This window comes from Roseobacter sp. MED193, assembly GCF_000152965.1.
Taxonomy (GTDB): Bacteria; Pseudomonadota; Alphaproteobacteria; order Rhodobacterales; family Rhodobacteraceae; genus Pseudophaeobacter.
Genome location: NZ_CH902583.1, coordinates 505,701 through 522,619, shown reverse-complemented (window position 1 = coordinate 522,619; position 16,919 = coordinate 505,701). Strand labels below are relative to the sequence as shown.

Genomic DNA, 16,919 nt, shown 5'->3' with positions numbered 1-16,919 from the left:
TGTAAAGACGAAGCTGCGGGGGGCACTCCGCAGCTTCATTTGTTTTGACAAGCCGATTGCGGCCATGGCAGGGATTGCCCCGACTTTGGGCGCGCGTCATGGCGCGTGAGGGGCAAACAATGATTGGACAGGGTATGCAGCTCAATGAGGTGACATTTAGTGAGGCTCGGCCTGTTGATGGCTATGGGCCGGGTTTCTTTCGCGTCGGTGGCGTGCTTCATAACGGCGCTCTTTTGGTGACGGCAACGAGGCTTAGCTCTTGGGGCGGTTATGAGGATAGCGCCAGCCTTATCGCACTTGTCGGTACGGTGGACGTGGTCTTTATTGGGACAGGAAGTGAAATCGCCCATATTCCAACCGCGCTGCGCCAAAAACTGGAAGAAGCGGGGCTCGGGGTGGAAGTGATGAATTCCCCAGCCGCCTGCAGAACCTATAATGTTTTACTCTCGGAGGGGCGCCGGATCGCGCTGGCGGTGTTGCCAGTCTGAGGCTTGCCCAGCTGATATTCCTCCACTTTTGCCAGCAAAGTTGCGCCATAAGTGTGGGAATTGACCTGCCGCAAGGCCAGAGCATGGGCTTTCGTACTTTTGTCCAAACGAACAATGAGATAAGCCTGTATTCATGTCACTGAATGTATCAGATCTGAGCATTGCCCGCGGGGGCTTGCCGGTGTTGGAGGGGATCAGTTTTGAACTGACCCGCGGCCAGGCTCTGATCCTGCGTGGCCCCAATGGTATTGGCAAGACAACCCTGTTGCGCACTATCGCCGGGCTGCAACCTCCGCTGGGGGGGACGGTTAGCTGCGGCGAAGATCAAATCGCCTATGCGGCCCATTCTGATGGGTTGAAATCCGCCCTGACTGTGGCAGAAAATTTGACCTTTTGGGCCAGCGTGTTCGGGGCGCAAAGCATCGAGCCCGCGCTGGAAGCCTATAACTTGGCCCCGCTGCGCGATCGCCCCGCAGGGGCGTTATCAGCCGGGCAGAAGCGGCGGTTGGGGCTGTCTCGCATGATGGTTACTGGACGGCCCATCTGGGTGATGGACGAACCCACTGTGAGCCTGGATCAGGCCTCAGTCACATTGTTTGCCAATTCGGTGCGCGGCCATTTGGATGCTGGCGGATCGGCGCTGATCGCCACTCATATTGATCTAGGCCTGGAGGCAACCGTGCTGGATGTTGGCCCCTATAAGGCGGCACCGCTGGAGTTTGACGATTTCGACGGGGGCTTTCTGTGATTGCGCTGTTGATGCGAGATCTGCGCTTGGCGGTGCGGGCAGGGGGTGGTTTTGGTTTGGGGCTGGCCTTTTTCCTGATTGTTACGGTCATGGTGCCGTTTTCAGTCGGACCTGAATCTGACCTTCTGTCGCGGATAGCGCCGGGGGTTTTGTGGCTGGGGGCGTTGCTGTCCTGTCTGTTGTCGCTGGATAGGCTGCTGGCGCTGGACTGGGAAGATGGCTCACTTGATCTGTTGGCCACGGCGCCCTTGCCGTTGGAGGCCGTGGTCACCATCAAGGCCCTGGCCCATTGGATCACCACGGGCTTGCCATTGGTGCTGGCCGCACCGTTTCTGGGCGTGCTACTGAATCTACCACTCGAAGGTTTCAAGTGGGTGGTGATCTCGTTGCTGCTTGGGACCCCTGCCTTGTCAGTGATCGGAACCTTTGGAGCGGCGCTGACGGTGGGGCTGAAACGCGGCGGTCTGTTGTTGTCACTTCTGGTTATGCCGCTTTATGTGCCGACGCTCATCTTTGGCGCTGAGGCGGCGCGGCGCGGCGCGATGAACATGGGGGTTGAGACACCTTTGCTGATGCTGGCGGGGATTTCTGCTGGCGTTATCGCGCTGATGCCCTTTGCCAGCGCTGCCGTCTTGCGTATCAATCTGCGCTAGCTATTTAGTAATCGAAACCACGGGAACAAGAGAGCCAATATGTCGATCTGGGAATATGCCAATCCACGAAAGTTCCTGCAGACCTCTGAACGGGTGATGCCGGTACTCTGGGTGAGCTCGGGCCTGCTGATGGCTGTGGGGCTGATCTGGGGCTTCTTTTTCACCCCGGATGACTATCGGCAGGGCTCCACCGTCAAGATCATCTTTTTGCATGTGCCCGCAGCCCTGATGGCGATCAACGCCTGGTTCATGATGTTGGTGGCCTCGCTGATCTGGGTGATCCGCCGCCACCATGTCAGCGCCCTGGCTGCCAAAGCTGCAGCACCGGTTGGCATTGTCATGACGCTGATTGCTCTGGCCACTGGCGCGATTTGGGGCCAGCCCATGTGGGGAACCTGGTGGGCTTGGGATCCGCGTCTGACCTCGTTCTTGGTGCTGTTCCTGTTCTACCTCGGCTACATCTCCCTCTGGGAAGCCATTGAGGATCCCGATACCGCTGCGGATCTCACATCGATCCTGTGTCTGGTGGGCACGGTCTTTGCGGTGCTCAGCCGTTATGCGGTGAATTTCTGGAACCAGGGTCTTCATCAGGGGGCCTCACTGTCTCTGGATGAAAAGGAAAACGTGGCCGATGCCTTTTCCAACCCTCTCTATGTCTGCATGGTAGGCTTTGGCCTGTTCTTTGTGGCCATGGTATTTTACCGGACCGGGACAGAAATCCGGGCCCGGCGGATCAAGGCGCTGATGGCGCGCGAACGGCAGGAGGCGTGATCATGGTGCCTGATCTTGGAAAATACAGCGACACGGTGCTGAGCGCCTATGCAGCCTCTCTGATATTGCTGGCGCTCTTGGTGGTACTCACCCTCTTGAGAGGGCGCCGGGTGCGCCGCGAAATGGACTCTATTGAGCAAAGGATGCGTCGGGATGGCTAAGTTTTCTCCTCTGATGGCCGTACCGATTGTCGTGTTTGCCAGCTTTGTTGGTCTGGCTGTCACCGGTATGTACCGGGACGATCCTGAAAGCCTGCCCTCCGCCCGCGAAGGCCAGCCTGCACCAGAAGTCGTACTCAGCGAGTTTTCCGGAAAAGAGCTGTTTGACGATTCCGATCTGCGCGATGGTGAGGTGAAACTGGTCAATTATTGGGCCAGCTGGTGTGCGCCTTGCCGGGTCGAGCACCCCAACCTTGAAGCCCTCTCGCAGGAGGGCATCAAGATCTACGGGGTAAATTACAAAGACCAGGAGGACAACGCCGCTTCTTTCCTTGAGGAGCTAGGGGATCCCTATGCCGCTATTGGTCGTGATGAAAAGGGCCGTATGGCGCTGGATTGGGGTGTCTATGGCGTGCCGGAGACCTATGTCATTGACGGTGATGGGAAGATCATCCTACGTTTTGCCGGCCCCATAACGCAGCGGGTGATTAAAAACACCCTGCGCCCAGCCCTGGAACAGGCCCGCGGCAACTAGGCCCGTCCGAGGCGGCGTCAGAACACTTGTTTAGAGCGATGCAATTGCAGGAGGTTTCCCTCTTTTGCGACGACTTCAGGAAAAGATAGAGAGGTCGAGATCGAGCCCCGTGCCCAACCAGATGCCGTGGTCGCGATGATCTTCTAGGTCATTTCCTGTTTCTGGATGGGCAAAGACGATAAGAGACCCACGATTGAGCGCTAGCCAGGGCAGCAGCTGGGCAAATTGCGCCGGGCTGGCGGCCAATTGGCAGGACCACATGGGGTGCGGCCCGACGCATCTCTCATGTACCCGCCCCATCTGGACGGCAAACTGCGCAGCGGCGCTTTCACAAAGGTTCTTTGCCAGTTCGAGGCGAGCGGCGTCGAAATAGACATGGGCGTGATAGCCCTGGATGCTGGAGATCTGTTTCATACCTTACATTATTTGGTGGTCTAACCCCGAACAATTGTGAAATTTTCAACAGTAAACCTGCGCGGTTAGTTTGCTTGGTGTCCCAAGATTCAACGTAGGGGCGAAACAAAATTTCCGTTAAACTTACGGCAATCTCTGTCTGCCAAAACTCCGGGGCGGCGTACATAAGCCCTTCGAGACGCCCAAGAGAGGAAAACTAGCAATGCGACAATGGCCAAATTTTAGAATGCTCTTGGTCGTGCTGGGCCTTTCTACGCAGTCGGTGCAGGCGTCTGACAATCTATCCAGTTGCCGGTTGCAGAATGATGTTGGCGACATAATTATGAATTCACAGGAATTTTTGAAATATTTGGAGACAGGATCTGGCGCCAATACGGTATTGCGGCTGGAGCGAAGTCTCAAGGATCCAGCGGTTTCCGGCCTGTTGCAGCGGCTAATAGACAATGGGCATAAAAATCTGGCCGCGCAGCTGCAGAGTTTTGTCAAGCAACAGCGGCAGTTGGTCTTTAGCCACGAAAAGTCGGGTCGCCGAACCACAGCCGCTACAGCTTTGGATATGCGCGTAAAAGGACAACTCAGCTCCCTGAGTAGGCGAAACACAGCCTTGCCTTGCCGCGCTCCAGCAGGAGCGGGAGGCCACAACTCTGTTAGTGGCCGCTCAGTGGCTCAGAGCCTTTTGGAAAGTGGTGTGTTGTATTTCTTTGGGATCATCCTCGTCGTTGGCGGAATGGCCGCTGGGGGCATGGCCTGGTGGAGTCAGGTCTCGATGCGGCGCGCCAAGCGCTATTCCTGCATGATCCCCTGCAGCGTAGTTGGTGCCAAAGGACGGCAAGCGGCAGTGATCGTGGATCTCAGCAGGGCGGGCGCGATTGTGGATCTGAAAAAGAGTATTGCCCAGGGCGAAGAGGTTGAGCTGAATTTTCTGGGCGAGACAGCCACCGGTCGTGTCGTGCGAAACAAGAACGGATCTATTACGCTGAATTTCCTTACCATGCTGAATACCGCAGTCATCGACAAGGCTCTATTTGATGAGCCGGAGACGGGGCTTGTCCTGGCGGGGAAATGATCTGGTTCACGTAGACCCGGTTTCTGCGTGACGGGCTTTCAAGAATGATTGATTGGCGAAAATTTCAGGGGCGGAGTAGACCAGAAGAGCATGATAGGAGAAAAATGTCATGAAACTCTTTCTGGCCCTTGCTACGGCCTTTCTTGTTGACGTCTCCGGCATTGCCCAGGCTGAGCAGACCAGTGACACCTTGTCCAAACCGGTGGTGGTGGAGCTTTTTACCTCACAAGGCTGCTCCTCCTGTCCGCCTGCTGATGCCTTGCTGAAGCAATTGGCGCAGCGACCAGATGTCATCGCTCTGGCGCTGCATGTGGACTATTGGGATTACATCGGCTGGAAAGATATCTTTGCCAGCCCGTTTAATACCAACAGGCAAAAGGGCTATGCCCAGGTCGCTGGGCGCAAAATGATTTACACGCCGCAGATGATCGTTATGGGGCAGCAAGATGTATCCGGCAGTGACGCAATGGGGCTGGCAAAAGCGATTTCTGCCTATCAGTCTGTGGCGCGGCCCGTTGCTCTGGATGTGCAGCACGAGAGCGGGCGCCTGACGGTGTCGGTTGCACCATTGCAACCCCTTCCTGAGACCCCAATTGTGATCCAGATGTTGGGCTATACTCCCTCGGACACCGTCAATATCACCCGCGGAGAGTTGGCTGGGCACGAAATCGAGTATTCCAATATCGTCAAGGATTTTCGCCAGGTTGCGATCTGGGACGGCCAACAGCCTGCCGAGTTTGAAACCGACTTTGATGAGACACGGCCTGCGGTGATCCTGGTGCAACAGGCGCCCTTTGGCGCGATCTTGGCCGCTGCCCGGACCCATTGAAGCCGCAGACTAAATCGTCGAAGACGAATTAAGATGTGGCCTTAGCAGCTTGACCGAAAAGGATAAGTGTCAGGAGTTTAACCCGTCTTCTGGTGAGGTCTCTCCAGACGGATCTGCTGCGGCCTCTGGCAGATAGGATTTCCAACGCCGGTGAATCCAGAACCATTGCCCCATATGGCGACGCACTACATTTTCAAGGTCGTCGCAAATCGCCTGTGTCATGGTCACAGGATCTGAGGCAGAGATTTCGTCACTCAGTGTGACCTCAAAATCCAAACCATTTTCCTGTCGGATCCCGTAAACAGGTATCAAGGCGGCATTATACTTGAGAGCTAGTTCCGCGGGTACAGTTGAGGTGACCGCCGGTTTGCCAAAGAAGTTTATCAGTTCACCGCCATGCACGTGGAGATCGGCAACAATTGCGATGGTACCGCCCTTTTTGAGGTGCCGCACCATTTCCACCATGCCCCGTTTGCCCTGTTCAAACATCGGAGTACCGATCTGGCTAATGGTGCGCACATAATGAGTATTGAAATAGGGATTTGCCATGCGCCGATACAGGGCGCCCATGGTAAACCCCCGCGAGATGAGCCCAGCGCGCGCCGCATCGTAGTTTCCAAAATGACCCGTGACCAGAATGACAGGGCGCCCAGCGGCGCGGGCCTCTTCCAGGGACTGCAGACCTGCACCGGTAATGGGTGCGGCCTTGGCGCGTTCGATAAAGGGGGCACCAGCATAGAGCTCGGCTATGGTTCGGCCTGCATTATCGCTGACCTCGCGGCATAGCTTTGCGACATCAGCCTCTGTCAGATCAGGGCAGGTTAGGGTGAGATTGTCACGGATTCTGCGGTCAAACCCCACCAGGGGACCCAGGGCACTCACCAACTTGCCGATTAGGGGAACGCGCCAGCGATACGGAACCAATCCTGCCAATCTAAGTATCCCGCGCAGAGCAATGTTTTCAGCAAAATAGGAGGCGCGTTGTCTGGCCGTCAGTTGCGATGGATCTAGGGGCATAGTGCAAGAGGCCTGCAGCGAATTTGATCAGAAGCAGATCATAACCTCTGGAGAAAAAAGGCACAACCACAGACCCTTTAGGACTGATTGACCTGCGACATAGATCGCCTATCGTTCTTGATTGACGCTTATTCTTCTTCCTCATCGGAAATCAGCTCGATCTCTCCGGTGGTGACCAGGTCGCGCATCGCAGAGACAATCAGACCAAAGGCCGCTTCGCCATCGCTGCGTTTGACCTTGCCGCGCTCCGCCACTTCTTCGCGAATGTTAGTCGCCATGCGGCTGGACATATTGTCGAGCAGGAAGTCATTGGTGGCAATGTCATCCTCATCTGTGGCAAAGGCGATGGCGGTGACCAGTTCTGGGATAGCAAGCACACGCATCAGTTTTGGAACATCAAGCGGCTGCATCCGTTGTGCCAGCAGCCCATAGGTGAAGATGGCTTTGCGCACATCTGTGGCAAAGTCTTCATCTTCTTCTTCAAGCGCAATAAGAACCTCTTCGCGCTTGGCTGCGGCGGCTTCGGTAAGAATGGCACCCACGCGTTGGCCTGGTGTGGTTTCAAAGGCGAGGTCTGGTCGTGCTTCGACCTGACCTGCCAGAGAAAGCCCAATGCGATCAACGGTATCGGGGGTGACATTACTGGTATGGCTTACTGCGTAGGTGATTTGACGTGCGACTTTGCCGGGCAGGTGAACCAGCATCTGCGCGGCCTTAGCGGTGTCCAGTTTCGACAGCAAAACGGCAGCAACTTCGATGCTTTCTGCTTCTGCAAGAGAGGCGAGATCTTCGGGGGGCAGGGCTTTTAGGCGCTCCCACGGATCCCCAAACTGGCGCACACCGGCTTCTTTACGCAGCCGACTTGCGGTTTGGCGGCTGATGCGACCATCCATAGCGGTCAATGCGCCAGCCAGACCATTGGGAAAGGTCAGGCCCACGTTGTCCAACATTTCTGCAAATTCAGAGGCTACGGCATAGAGTGTTTCGCGGTCAACAAGGCGCATTTTGCCCATCTGCTGAGTCAGTTCCATTTGCAACTCATCAGGCAGGTCTTCGATCGGAATATCGGCGCCTTCATTGAGCAAGAGGCGCACAACGATGGCAGCCTTGGCCTTACCGCTCAACTTTGGAACAGGCAAAGAGCTTCCGCCCATTCCAGCCGGAGCCGGAGCGGAGAAATCGCCCATCCCACCACCATCGGTGGTCATCGGTAGCGCCAACATATCGTCTTGCAGCATTCTAGCACCCTAGCCAAAAAGATTCTTTTTCGGTCAGGTCTAAACTATCCCACAAGCGGTAAAGAAAAGCTGAAGCTTAGTAGCTTGTTGTAACACCAGTTTCCAAAGCCTGACGCAATGAGGTTTCCGGCCAGGTACCAGCACCGCCGCGGGCGCGAATTTCTTTCCATTCCGCCAGGGCCAGGCCAAATTGACCTTCCTCGACAAAGCCTTGGGCCATGTAGGACCGTGCCAGCAGGTTATTGGGATCTTGGGCAATCGCTTGATCGTAGAAGGCCTTTGCCAGGGCAGAGTTGCCCAGTTTGCGATGGGTGAACCCCCAGTAGGTCAGCACCCGCGTATCCCCTTGGTCTGACATTGCAGACAGCACTGCCTGGGCGTCTTCGTTGCGGCCCGCATAAGCGAGTTCGCGTACCGCATCATACAACCCATCCTGATCCAGGGAAGATTGCTTTGGCCGTACGCAGCGTCCCTTTGCTTCGTCCCAGACCCGTTTGCCTTTGCAGGTTTTGGTTGTATCGCTGGGCGTGGGCGGGGTCATGGTATCGCTTCCGGCAGAGAATGCAGGAAGAGGGAGGGTCAGTGCTAAGGCAAGAACGAGGGAACGCATTAATCAACTCCGAAAAAAAGGGACTTTGCGCCAGTATAGCGCAGAACCTGGCGTTGTTTACAACTCTCGCCAAGCAGTTTGGTCACCTTGTCGTGAAAAGCCAGGCGGGACGCCAAAGAAAAAAGGCGCTCCTCCATCGGAGAAGCGCCAGATCATGTGTCAGGTTCTGATTAGCGGTTAGGCGCCAAAGACCCGCTTGAAGATCGTATCAACGTGCTTGGTGTGGTAGTCCATGTTGAATTTCTCTTCCACGCCATCGGTGCCCAGCGCGGCAACCACTTCGGCATCGGCCAGCAGCAGTTCGCGGAAATCAAGACGCTCTTCCCACACTTTCAAAGCATTGCGCTGTACCATGGAATAGGCGTCTTCACGCGAAACTCCAGCCTGTGTCAGGGCCAGAAGCACTCGCTGGCTCATCACCAGACCAGGGAATTTATTCATGTTGTCCAGCATGTTCTCAGGGAAGACCAGCATCTTATCGACAACGCCGGTGAGGCGCGCCAGGGCAAAGTCCAATGTGACGCAGCAGTCAGGACCAATGGCCCGTTCAACCGAGGAATGCGAGATGTCACGCTCGTGCCACAGAGCAACGTTCTCCATCGCCGGGATCACAGCGGAGCGCACCAGACGGGCCAGACCCGTGAGGTTTTCGGTCAGGACCGGGTTCTTCTTGTGTGGCATAGCCGAAGAGCCCTTTTGGCCCATGGAGAAGAACTCCGCGCCTTCCAGCACTTCGGTGCGCTGCATGTGGCGGATTTCGGTGGCGACGTTTTCGATCGACGATGCAATCACGCCAAGGGTGGCAAAGAACATCGCGTGACGGTCACGGGGGATCACCTGTGTCGAAATCGGTTCAGGGCTCAGGCCCAGCTGGGCACAGACATGTTCTTCAATAGCGGGGTCGATATTGGCGAAAGTACCAACCGCGCCCGAGATCGCACCGGTAGCGATTTCTTCCCGCGCCAGTTTCAGGCGCGCCATGTTCCTGTCCATTTCGGCGTAAAAGCGCGCAAAGGTCAGCCCCATGGTTGTGGGTTCGGCGTGAATGCCGTGGGAGCGACCAACACGTACGGTGTCTTTGTGCTCCAGCGCGCGTTTTTTCAGCGCCGCCAGCAGAGCTTCCATGTCTTTGATCAGGATGTCAGCCGAGCGCACCAACTGTACATTGAGGCAGGTGTCCAACACGTCGGAGGAGGTCATGCCCTGATGCACAAAGCGGGCTTCTTCCGAGCCCACATGTTCCGCCAGATGTGTCAGGAAGGCAATGACGTCATGTTTGGTGACGGCTTCGATTTCATCAATGCGGGCGACGTCGAATTCCACGTCTTTGGCTTTCCAGACAGCATCGGCGTTTTCGCGGGGGATAACGCCAATATTGGCCATGGCTTCGCAGGCATGGGCCTCGATCTCGTACCAGATCTTGAACTTGGTCTCGGGCGACCAAATGGCGACCATTTCGGGGCGGGAATAACGAGGGATCATTGGCGAAAGCACCTTTATGGGATTGTCCAGTTGATAGGGCGCGTCATACGGGAGGCGGGCCAATTGGGCAAGTCCGGGAAGGGCAATATGAAAAATGTCGCAGGATCTGGATGTCGGTTCCTGTGAAAAACTTCTCTCGACAAAGGGCGTTTAGATTTTCTCTTAGGGCGCACGAAAAGCGGCACCTGACTGCAGGTGCCGCTTTGTCATGTCGATACAGTCGGGGCGGGCTAGCTCTTGGTCATATGGGCAAGCATGTCGCGGTTGCGACAATAGCTCGGGGCTTCCTCAAGATGTCTGTTTGCTGCCTGCAGATCGGCACAGCCTGCTTGATTGCCACAGTGGCTGCAATTCAATACCGCCCGTCGAAATTTGCGGCCCTCGGCCTCTGGGTCTTTTGCCATGCTATCGGCAAGCTCAACACCCAGACGATCTGCCATACCTTCAACCAGATCGGTGCTTTGCCCGAGTTTCGAAAAAAGTCCCATGTATCTCTCCTCAAGTTGGACGGGAGTCCAGATTGTTGAGCGGAGGATGACATGGATCGTTTGGGCTAACTTTGATATGTATCAATACCATTTTGCCGCTGGCATGCACAAAGCGGGTAGGGGACCAGGGGTGGCGTCTTACGTACAAGCAACTCCTCACATCATGGTGTGTTCTTCTTCCAGCGTTGTCACCACTTTTGAACTGTGTTCGAGAGTACGGTGTACGGGGCATTTATCTGCAATCTCCAGAAGCCTGTCCCGCTGTTCTTCGCTCAAATTGCCGCAAATACGAATGGTGCGGATAAACTGGTCTATTTTGGCCGGGCCAGAGGGCAGCGCATCCTGGGCATGAACCTTGTCATGTGAGACATCGACGCTGACACTGTCCAAGGGCCAGGCTTTGCGGCGGGCATACATGCGAATGGTCATGGAGGTGCAAGCTCCAAGCCCTGCCGAGACAAATCCATAGGGCGACATGCCGCGATTGGTGCCGCCATAGGCCAGAGGTTCATCCGCGTAGGCGTGGTGATGAGGGCCCGACTGGATATCCTGCAAGAACCCCGCTGGATCGGCCTCGGTGATCCGCAACACGCCCTCGGGGGCGCCAGGGGGCGGCGCGGGAGGGGTGAGGTCAATATAGCGCCCAGCCCAGGCGGCGATCACTTCGGCTGCATATTCTGCATCGCGCGCCTTGCTGATCAGATGATCAGCCTCATCCAGGGTGACAAAGCTCTTGGGGTGTTTAGCGGTTGTGAAGATCTCGGCGGCATTGTCGACGCTGACAGTGTCATCCAGGGGCGCATGCATGACCAGCAGCGCGGCATTGAGTTCCTTGATCGCGGGAGTGAGTGCCTCCGCCTGGATATCTTCGACAAAATCGCGGCCAATCACAAAGGGACGTCCGCCCAGACAGACCTCGGCTTGGCCCTTGGACTGGATCTCAGGCAGGGCAGCATCAAAGTGATGTGAGACATGGCCAGGATCAAAGGGCGCGCCGAGGGTGACAACGCCTTTGATTGTTGGAATGCCGGCACGCGCTCGCAACACAGCGGCGCCGCCAAGGGAGTGCCCAATCAGGAGCGATGGGGCCATGTCGCGCCCTGCCAGATATTGAGCCGCTGCGATCAGGTCAGCAACATTGGAGCTGAAGGTGGTATTCGCAAACTCTCCTTCGGAATGGCCCAGCCCGGTGAAATCAAAGCGCAGCACAGCGATTCCCATAGAGGACAAGCGCCCAGCGATACGGCGCGCGGCGGGGATGTCTTTGGAACAGGTAAAGCAATGGGCAAAGAGAGCGGTTGCCAGCACCGGTCCAGAAGGTAGGTCAAGTCTGGCAGAAAGCGGCGCACCGGAGTGGCCGGGAAAAGAGATGCGTTCGGTTGCCATGGGGAAAGGCCTTGTTGCTAGGGGTGCCCTAGATTGCGCAGCCCATAGGCCTGGGGCAAGGCAACTGCAGGAAACGTCACGGGAAGGTGATGCAAAGAGACCAAAAAGTTGGCTCCTGACACGGGAAAATGGTCTCTGAGAGGCGGATGGTCTTGCTGGTCTGCCAATCGCAACCCGGTTTGGCCGCGGTGACGCCCTGTAGGGTTTGTCAGAATGTTCAGCATGAAACTGCCGAACCAGCGCATCTATCTGTGGGGGAGCAATTGCAGTTGCCTGTCTCTGCTCATATGGTCAGCCTTATGAAACAGATGCTTCTCTTTCCTGCTATGATCCTTGGCCTGAGTGTTCCGGCGGTGAGTTTGGCGCACCCCCATGTCTTTGTAGATACTGGCTTTGCCCTGGAATTTAACGAAGATAACCAGCTGGTTCGGATTAAGGTCACTTGGCAATATGATGAATTTTATTCACTTTTGATCACCGAGGACCTGTTTCTCGATAATGATGGAGACGGCAAACTCACCCCCGACGAAGCTCAGCGTCTGGTCGGGTTTGATACCAATTGGGATGAAGGATTTAACGGCGATCTTGAGATACGGGTTGATGGCAAACTCTTGGCGCTGTCTGGCCCCGAAAACCCCACCACGGATCTGCAGAACGGGCGTATTGTCAGCACGCATGTGCGTAAGCTGGAAGTGCCCGCGCCGATGCAGGGGGGACCCTTTTCTATCAAGGCCTTTGATCCCTCTTTTTACACTGCTTACGAGATCAAACTGCCCGTGACCCTTTCGGAGAACCTCCAGGGGCTGTGCCTGTTGGAACGGATCGAGCCAGATATTGTTGGAGGGTTGGCAATCATGCAGGCGCAACTTTTGCGTTTGGATGCCAATGCCGATCTGGAAGAAAATGACATTCCGCTGATGGGCGGAGAATTCGCCACCGAGATCCTGGTCACATGCCCCGCATCGTAAAGGCTCTGGCCCTGATCCTGGGCTGCATCTTGCTGTGCGTCATCATCTGGTGGCTGGCGCAAGGGATGCTTGCGCCTCTTGGGGATTGGGCCGCCGGGCATCAGCGCAGCTTTCAGAACCGAATTGCCGGATCCTTGCGGGCCCTGCGTGCAGGTGAGCCTGGTGCTATTATGGCGTTAATGCTGGTCTGTTTTGCCTATGGGTTTTTCCATGCAATCGGGCCAGGTCACGGTAAAGTTTTGGTTGGCGGCTACGGGCTGGCACGGAAAACGCCCTGGATACGGCTGGGCGGTGTGGCGCTCTTGTCCAGCCTTGGTCAGGCCGTAACTGCTGTTGTGCTTGTCTATGGCGCCATTACCCTGCTGCAGCTTGGTCGCGACAGTCTGATAGGTCTTGCAGAAAAAACAATGGCGCCCATCAGTTATGGGGCCATTGTTGCTATTGGGCTTTGGCTGCTGCTGCGGGGGGTGCGCAAGTTTTTGCGCCGCGCCGCGCCGCGCTCTGAGGTGCTACAGAGTAGTGAACATAACCATGACCATAGCCACGACCACGGCCACGATCATAACGCCTCTGAGGTCTGTAGCGAATGCGGTCATCGCCATGGCCCTAGCCTAGAGGAGGTCAGTGGATTGCAGACCTGGCGCGAGGCTGCGGTTTTGATCGGGGGCATCGCGGTAAGGCCTTGTACTGGCGCTCTTTTTGTTCTGGTTATTACCTGGCAGATGGGAATTGCCCTGGCCGGAATCGCTGGAGCATTTGCGATGGCGTTGGGGACTGCATTGGTGACCATTACGGTGGGTCTCGCTGCGATAGGCCTCCGCGGGGGGGCCTTGGCGGTCTTTGCCCGGTCGGGTCGCGCTGCGCAGTTCGTGCCGGTTCTTGAAATCTGCGCTGGGTTCCTTGTTGTTTTGGTGGCCTCTGGTCTCTTGATGCGCAGTCTTGGCTAGGGCATGAGGCCGCCATATGACGTGCGGTGCGCCTTGGCCGGATCTGGGGTGCTCAAATGGTGATCTCGGTAGTCAACTCAGCAAAAGGCCAGGCATGATACTGCAAGCTTCCATCCCCTATAACCCTTTACAAGCGCAGCCTCTGCCGGGGATTAAACCTCTGGAGCTGGCAGACTGGCTGCGACCGGATGAAGCCTGCAATGAGCAGCTTGCCTATCGGAGCACCCTGCTTGGCGAGAAGGGGGATACAGTCCTGCGGATGGATCCCGGCGCGCAACCGGCGGCGCAGGAGCTGCTGGAAGCTGTGCTCGACCATCGCTACGGCGCGGCGCGGGATCATGTGATCCGGCCGGATGGTGCGAGGGTCACGATCGACTGGCAAAATCCTCTGGCTACGTTGGGACAGATTTGTCAGGAAGATTTCTGTATTTTAGAACGTCGCGAAGGCTGCGCAGAGCATGTGCTGACTGGTGCGGTGCTGTGCTTTCCGGCCAGTTGGACACTGGCAGAAAAATTCATGCGGCCTCTTATCGGGATACATGATACCGTCGACAGCTATGACGACAGTATGGCCCGGCGGGTACAGCGTCTGTTTGATGGGGTGCAGGTTGGTCGGCCTCTCTGGCGGTTCAATGCGCTTTGGTATCACTCACCTGAGCTCTATGCGCCGCGCAGCGTGCACGATCCCCGAGACCAAAGTCACGGTGAAGACGCGCCCTACCTGCGGAGTGAAAAGCAAGTCATTCTGCGTTTGCCCAATAGTCGCTCAGTCGTGTTCTCGATCCACACATATATGGTGCATCGTGATGATGTGATGGCCCAATGGGGAGGGCAGGCACCGTCTCGCTAGATCTACGAGACGGTTAGGCTGCGGGGGGGGGGGCACTGTGAGGAAGCGCCCCAGTTGGCAGCGCCAGCCCTAAGGTGCCAACCTAGCCTTCGCCCATCGTGTATTGTTCAGGGCTTACTGCGGTAGCAAGACCCGGGCTGCCGCCTGCACCATACCTGAACCATGGAGGAACAAAACCACCATCCCCGTCAGTAAGGCGCGCACAGAGAGCACCAGATCGACGCTACGAAAGGCATTTGTGACCATCGAAAGCAGGCTCCGTGGCAGCGCCCAGATCCAGCTCAACCGGCTCTTACCAAAGACGGTATGGTAAGAGGCATGCGGGGCTGCAGCAAGGGAACTGCGGCCGGTCTTGCTGCGCGGTTTGATGCGCCGGGGCATGGTTTGGATCTCATCGCAATGCTGTTCCAGAACCGATGTTACCTCATCCGCAGACCCAAACCGGGCCTGTCCACGGGCGCGCTCAGCCTCGGCTTCGGCGCGGGCCTGATCAGCCATCCAGAGCCGTGTCGCCGCAGCGGACATCTTTGCGCTTGGCCTTTCGGTCGCCTGTGCCAGTGGGGTGTGGGGCTGCGGTTTCGCCTGCAGCGGTGAAGCCGCGTCGATGACCTGTTCCAGCAGCCCTTCGGCCGCCAAGGCATCCTCTGTCTCAGACTGGATCACCATGGCCGGGGAAGCCACCAGTTCTTCAGTGTTCTGAACTTCAGCACTGTCAAAGGCTCCGAGAAATTGTTTAGCCGTCAGGGGCTGGTTCGTCTCTTGCCAAAAGATGACCACGGGCTCCAGCGCCTCTGTTAGACGTTTCAGGATCATGGCAAGCATGATTTCACTGATTTCCTTGTCGCAGACTTCTGGGAAGCAGGGGATCATCGCCAACTCGATATAGGCTGCAGGGGCGGGCACACCGAGCGGCGTGCGCACGCCAAGCCGCAAGGGTATGCGACGCAGTCGCAGGCTGATCTGATATTGATCGCAGTCCAAGCCGATCCGATGCGGCTCGCGGGCATTTATTTGAACCGCCGGATGGCCGAATTCTTCCAGCGTATCCAGCAACTCGGTCAGTGCCAGTGTAAGTTTCTCTTCACTGCGGTGTTCAAACCCCAGCTTGCCTTTGTATTGCTCTACCTGTGCCACCGTCAGGGTCCTCCATTCGGGGTGCTCTGGGTCAACAATAGGAGGGGATCTGGCTCAAAAGTGAGGCGGGGAGAGACAATAGATGAATAAAAATTCAGATTCTACTATGTTGCTGTGAATTCATGAAAAAATTAATAAATATAATTTGTTAGGGTGTTTCTGGGCGTGGCGTTTGCAGAAAATGGGGCGATAAGAGGGCGTTCCACGGCCACTTTGATGCCGCATACCCTACAATTCTTGCCAAAGCGCAGTATTGTTCCAATCTGCAAAACAGGAGAGCATGCCCCCCATCGGCACATGCGCCGACAGGGGAGAACCTGCCAGACTATTTGTCGATTTGACGCCCCATGATGGCCAGGGACTGCTGATAGACAGTGGCTGCGTTCCACTCCTTGAGCACCCGGTAATTGGCCTCGCCTTCCTGATAGCCCTTGCCACGCTTCCAGCCGCGTTTTTGCAAATAGCGCGCGGTAGAGGCCAGGGCGTCTTCTAGGTCGTAGAAGTTGACGCGCCCGTCGCGATCCCAATCCACCCCGTATTTCAGCGCATTGCCAGGCAGAAATTGCGTATGACCCAGCTCGCCATGTTTCGCCCCAAGCGTGGCACTGGTAATGGCACCTTGGTCCACCAACTTAAGCGCGCCCAAAGCGTGGGGTTCAAAAAAGTCGGAGCGCCGACAATCATAGGTCAGCGTGACAATCGCGGAGACAATCTTGCTGTCGCCCATGTAGTTGCCAAAGGCGGTTTCCATGCCGTGAATGGCAATCAACACACCCGCCGGTACGCCATATTTGCGTTCCAGCGCTGCGTAGAAATCTGGGTTACGGGCTTTGCGTTTGCGGCCCTGAGCCACAATGGTGGCTGAACCGCGCAGTTGCATGAATTTTTCCAGGCTGTAGCGGAAGCTCTTTTGATTGCGATCTGCGGCGATGGTGCGATTGGCATATTGAGCCTGGGCCAGGGCCTCAAGACCGGGGGCTTTGACACCCGCGCGGCGGGCAGTTCTGGCAAAATCTGCCTTCCACGCATTAAACCCAGCAGAGGTATTGCCGCAGGGAGCAGCTAAGGCTGGCTGGGTAAGGCTGGAAACAGTAAGGGCAATGGCGGCGGCAAGGAAACGCATAAATCTGATCCTGA

Annotated in this window: 20 protein-coding genes; 11 read left to right on the top strand and 9 right to left on the bottom strand. The window is 56.5% G+C overall.

The window, feature by feature from the left end; genetic code table 11:
- The first annotated feature begins 134 nt into the window (after positions 1–134).
- The 6 genes from MED193_RS04975 to MED193_RS04950 all read left to right on the top strand — a co-directional run bounded on the left by MED193_RS04975 (position 135) and on the right by MED193_RS04950 (position 3,353).
- Complete coding sequence (locus MED193_RS04975) at positions 135–488, top strand: Mth938-like domain-containing protein (protein ID WP_039966664.1); 354 nt, start codon at positions 135–137, stop codon at positions 486–488.
- A gap of 133 nt (positions 489–621) precedes the next feature.
- Entirely contained in the window at positions 622–1,236 is a 615-nt protein-coding gene (gene ccmA, locus MED193_RS04970; RefSeq protein ID WP_009808558.1) for a heme ABC exporter ATP-binding protein CcmA, read from the top strand.
- On the top strand, positions 1,233–1,889 hold the full coding sequence (gene ccmB, locus MED193_RS04965) for a heme exporter protein CcmB (RefSeq protein ID WP_009808557.1): 657 nt from the start codon (positions 1,233–1,235) through the stop codon (positions 1,887–1,889). The genes ccmA and ccmB overlap by 4 nt, the downstream gene beginning before the upstream one ends.
- A gap of 39 nt (positions 1,890–1,928) precedes the next feature.
- Positions 1,929–2,660: a heme ABC transporter permease gene (locus MED193_RS04960; protein ID WP_009808556.1), complete on the top strand. Its 732-nt coding sequence runs from the start codon at positions 1,929–1,931 to the stop codon at positions 2,658–2,660.
- A gap of 2 nt (positions 2,661–2,662) precedes the next feature.
- On the top strand, positions 2,663–2,821 hold the full coding sequence (gene ccmD / locus MED193_RS04955) for a heme exporter protein CcmD (protein ID WP_009808555.1): 159 nt from the start codon (positions 2,663–2,665) through the stop codon (positions 2,819–2,821).
- A complete protein-coding gene (locus tag MED193_RS04950; protein ID WP_009808554.1) occupies positions 2,814–3,353 on the top strand; it encodes a DsbE family thiol:disulfide interchange protein in 540 nt (179 codons plus the stop codon). Before ccmD ends, MED193_RS04950 begins: the two co-directional genes overlap by 8 nt.
- A gap of 75 nt (positions 3,354–3,428) precedes the next feature.
- Here the strand turns inward: MED193_RS04950 and MED193_RS04945 are convergent, their stop codons facing one another.
- Positions 3,429–3,767, bottom strand: coding sequence for a DOPA 4,5-dioxygenase family protein (locus MED193_RS04945; protein WP_009808553.1), 339 nt, complete (start codon positions 3,765–3,767; stop codon positions 3,429–3,431).
- A 688-nt stretch (positions 3,768–4,455) separates the two neighbouring features.
- On the opposite strand from MED193_RS04945, the gene MED193_RS23050 reads away from it, so the two are divergent.
- The gene (locus tag MED193_RS23050; protein WP_198133852.1) at positions 4,456–4,833 is read left to right on the top strand and encodes a PilZ domain-containing protein; all 378 of its coding nucleotides are present in this window, start codon (positions 4,456–4,458) and stop codon (positions 4,831–4,833) included.
- A 109-nt stretch (positions 4,834–4,942) separates the two neighbouring features.
- On the top strand, positions 4,943–5,662 hold the full coding sequence (locus MED193_RS04935; protein ID WP_009808550.1) for a thioredoxin family protein: 720 nt from the start codon (positions 4,943–4,945) through the stop codon (positions 5,660–5,662).
- 69 nt (positions 5,663–5,731) lie between these two features.
- Here the strand turns inward: MED193_RS04935 and MED193_RS04930 are convergent, their stop codons facing one another.
- The 6 genes from MED193_RS04930 to MED193_RS04905 all read right to left on the bottom strand — a co-directional run bounded on the left by MED193_RS04930 (position 5,732) and on the right by MED193_RS04905 (position 11,883).
- The gene (locus tag MED193_RS04930; protein ID WP_009808549.1) at positions 5,732–6,679 is read right to left on the bottom strand and encodes a lysophospholipid acyltransferase family protein; all 948 of its coding nucleotides are present in this window, start codon (positions 6,677–6,679) and stop codon (positions 5,732–5,734) included.
- A 128-nt stretch (positions 6,680–6,807) separates the two neighbouring features.
- A complete protein-coding gene (locus MED193_RS04925) occupies positions 6,808–7,917 on the bottom strand; it encodes a flagellar motor switch protein FliG (protein ID WP_009808548.1) in 1,110 nt (369 codons plus the stop codon).
- Between the two features lie 76 nt (positions 7,918–7,993).
- Positions 7,994–8,527 carry a hypothetical protein gene (locus MED193_RS04920; RefSeq protein ID WP_039965899.1) on the bottom strand — a complete coding sequence of 178 codons (534 nt, stop codon included), beginning with the start codon at positions 8,525–8,527 and terminating at the stop codon, positions 7,994–7,996.
- A gap of 177 nt (positions 8,528–8,704) precedes the next feature.
- Positions 8,705–10,009, bottom strand: coding sequence for an adenylosuccinate lyase (gene purB, locus MED193_RS04915; RefSeq protein WP_009808545.1), 1,305 nt, complete (start codon positions 10,007–10,009; stop codon positions 8,705–8,707).
- Positions 10,010–10,239: 230 nt separating this feature from the next.
- Positions 10,240–10,497, bottom strand: coding sequence for a DUF6455 family protein (locus MED193_RS04910; protein ID WP_009808544.1), 258 nt, complete (start codon positions 10,495–10,497; stop codon positions 10,240–10,242).
- Between the two features lie 156 nt (positions 10,498–10,653).
- A complete protein-coding gene (locus tag MED193_RS04905; RefSeq protein WP_009808543.1) occupies positions 10,654–11,883 on the bottom strand; it encodes a bifunctional alpha/beta hydrolase/OsmC family protein in 1,230 nt (409 codons plus the stop codon).
- A gap of 299 nt (positions 11,884–12,182) precedes the next feature.
- On the opposite strand from MED193_RS04905, the gene MED193_RS04900 reads away from it, so the two are divergent.
- The 3 genes from MED193_RS04900 to MED193_RS04890 all read left to right on the top strand — a co-directional run bounded on the left by MED193_RS04900 (position 12,183) and on the right by MED193_RS04890 (position 14,648).
- A complete protein-coding gene (locus MED193_RS04900; RefSeq protein ID WP_039966663.1) occupies positions 12,183–12,851 on the top strand; it encodes a DUF1007 family protein in 669 nt (222 codons plus the stop codon).
- Entirely contained in the window at positions 12,836–13,798 is a 963-nt protein-coding gene (locus MED193_RS04895; RefSeq protein ID WP_009808541.1) for a nickel/cobalt transporter, read from the top strand. The genes MED193_RS04900 and MED193_RS04895 overlap by 16 nt, the downstream gene beginning before the upstream one ends.
- A gap of 94 nt (positions 13,799–13,892) precedes the next feature.
- Positions 13,893–14,648 (top strand): DUF3445 domain-containing protein, encoded by a 756-nt coding sequence (locus MED193_RS04890; RefSeq protein ID WP_009808540.1) that lies wholly within the window; start codon positions 13,893–13,895, stop codon positions 14,646–14,648.
- Between the two features lie 114 nt (positions 14,649–14,762).
- Here MED193_RS04890 and MED193_RS22245 read toward each other — a convergent pair whose 3' ends face one another.
- Together MED193_RS22245 and MED193_RS04880 are read right to left on the bottom strand one after the other, a co-directional pair.
- On the bottom strand, positions 14,763–15,782 hold the full coding sequence (locus tag MED193_RS22245) for a hypothetical protein (protein WP_009808539.1): 1,020 nt from the start codon (positions 15,780–15,782) through the stop codon (positions 14,763–14,765).
- Positions 15,783–16,107: 325 nt separating this feature from the next.
- The gene (locus tag MED193_RS04880) at positions 16,108–16,905 is read right to left on the bottom strand and encodes a lytic transglycosylase domain-containing protein (RefSeq protein WP_009808538.1); all 798 of its coding nucleotides are present in this window, start codon (positions 16,903–16,905) and stop codon (positions 16,108–16,110) included.
- Positions 16,906–16,919: the final 14 nt, after the last annotated feature.

Bases quoted from the DNA above. Each gene is read 5' to 3' on its own strand.
- MED193_RS04975 (WP_039966664.1), top strand. From the start codon at position 135: ATGCAGCTCAATGAGGTGACATTTAGTGAGGCTCGGCCTGTTGATGGC.
- ccmA (WP_009808558.1), top strand. From the start codon at position 622: ATGTCACTGAATGTATCAGATCTGAGCATTGCCCGCGGGGGCTTGCCG.
- MED193_RS04960 (WP_009808556.1), top strand. From the start codon at position 1,929: ATGTCGATCTGGGAATATGCCAATCCACGAAAGTTCCTGCAGACCTCT.
- ccmD (WP_009808555.1), top strand. From the start codon at position 2,663: ATGGTGCCTGATCTTGGAAAATACAGCGACACGGTGCTGAGCGCCTAT.
- MED193_RS04950 (WP_009808554.1), top strand. From the start codon at position 2,814: ATGGCTAAGTTTTCTCCTCTGATGGCCGTACCGATTGTCGTGTTTGCC.
- MED193_RS04945 (WP_009808553.1), bottom strand. From the start codon at position 3,767: ATGAAACAGATCTCCAGCATCCAGGGCTATCACGCCCATGTCTATTTC.
- MED193_RS04935 (WP_009808550.1), top strand. From the start codon at position 4,943: ATGAAACTCTTTCTGGCCCTTGCTACGGCCTTTCTTGTTGACGTCTCC.
- MED193_RS04930 (WP_009808549.1), bottom strand. From the start codon at position 6,679: ATGCCCCTAGATCCATCGCAACTGACGGCCAGACAACGCGCCTCCTAT.
- MED193_RS04925 (WP_009808548.1), bottom strand. From the start codon at position 7,917: ATGCTGCAAGACGATATGTTGGCGCTACCGATGACCACCGATGGTGGT.
- MED193_RS04920 (WP_039965899.1), bottom strand. From the start codon at position 8,527: ATGCGTTCCCTCGTTCTTGCCTTAGCACTGACCCTCCCTCTTCCTGCA.
- purB (WP_009808545.1), bottom strand. From the start codon at position 10,009: ATGATCCCTCGTTATTCCCGCCCCGAAATGGTCGCCATTTGGTCGCCC.
- MED193_RS04910 (WP_009808544.1), bottom strand. From the start codon at position 10,497: ATGGGACTTTTTTCGAAACTCGGGCAAAGCACCGATCTGGTTGAAGGT.
- MED193_RS04905 (WP_009808543.1), bottom strand. From the start codon at position 11,883: ATGGCAACCGAACGCATCTCTTTTCCCGGCCACTCCGGTGCGCCGCTT.
- MED193_RS04900 (WP_039966663.1), top strand. From the start codon at position 12,183: ATGAAACAGATGCTTCTCTTTCCTGCTATGATCCTTGGCCTGAGTGTT.
- MED193_RS04895 (WP_009808541.1), top strand. From the start codon at position 12,836: ATGCCCCGCATCGTAAAGGCTCTGGCCCTGATCCTGGGCTGCATCTTG.
- MED193_RS04890 (WP_009808540.1), top strand. From the start codon at position 13,893: ATGATACTGCAAGCTTCCATCCCCTATAACCCTTTACAAGCGCAGCCT.
- MED193_RS04880 (WP_009808538.1), bottom strand. From the start codon at position 16,905: ATGCGTTTCCTTGCCGCCGCCATTGCCCTTACTGTTTCCAGCCTTACC.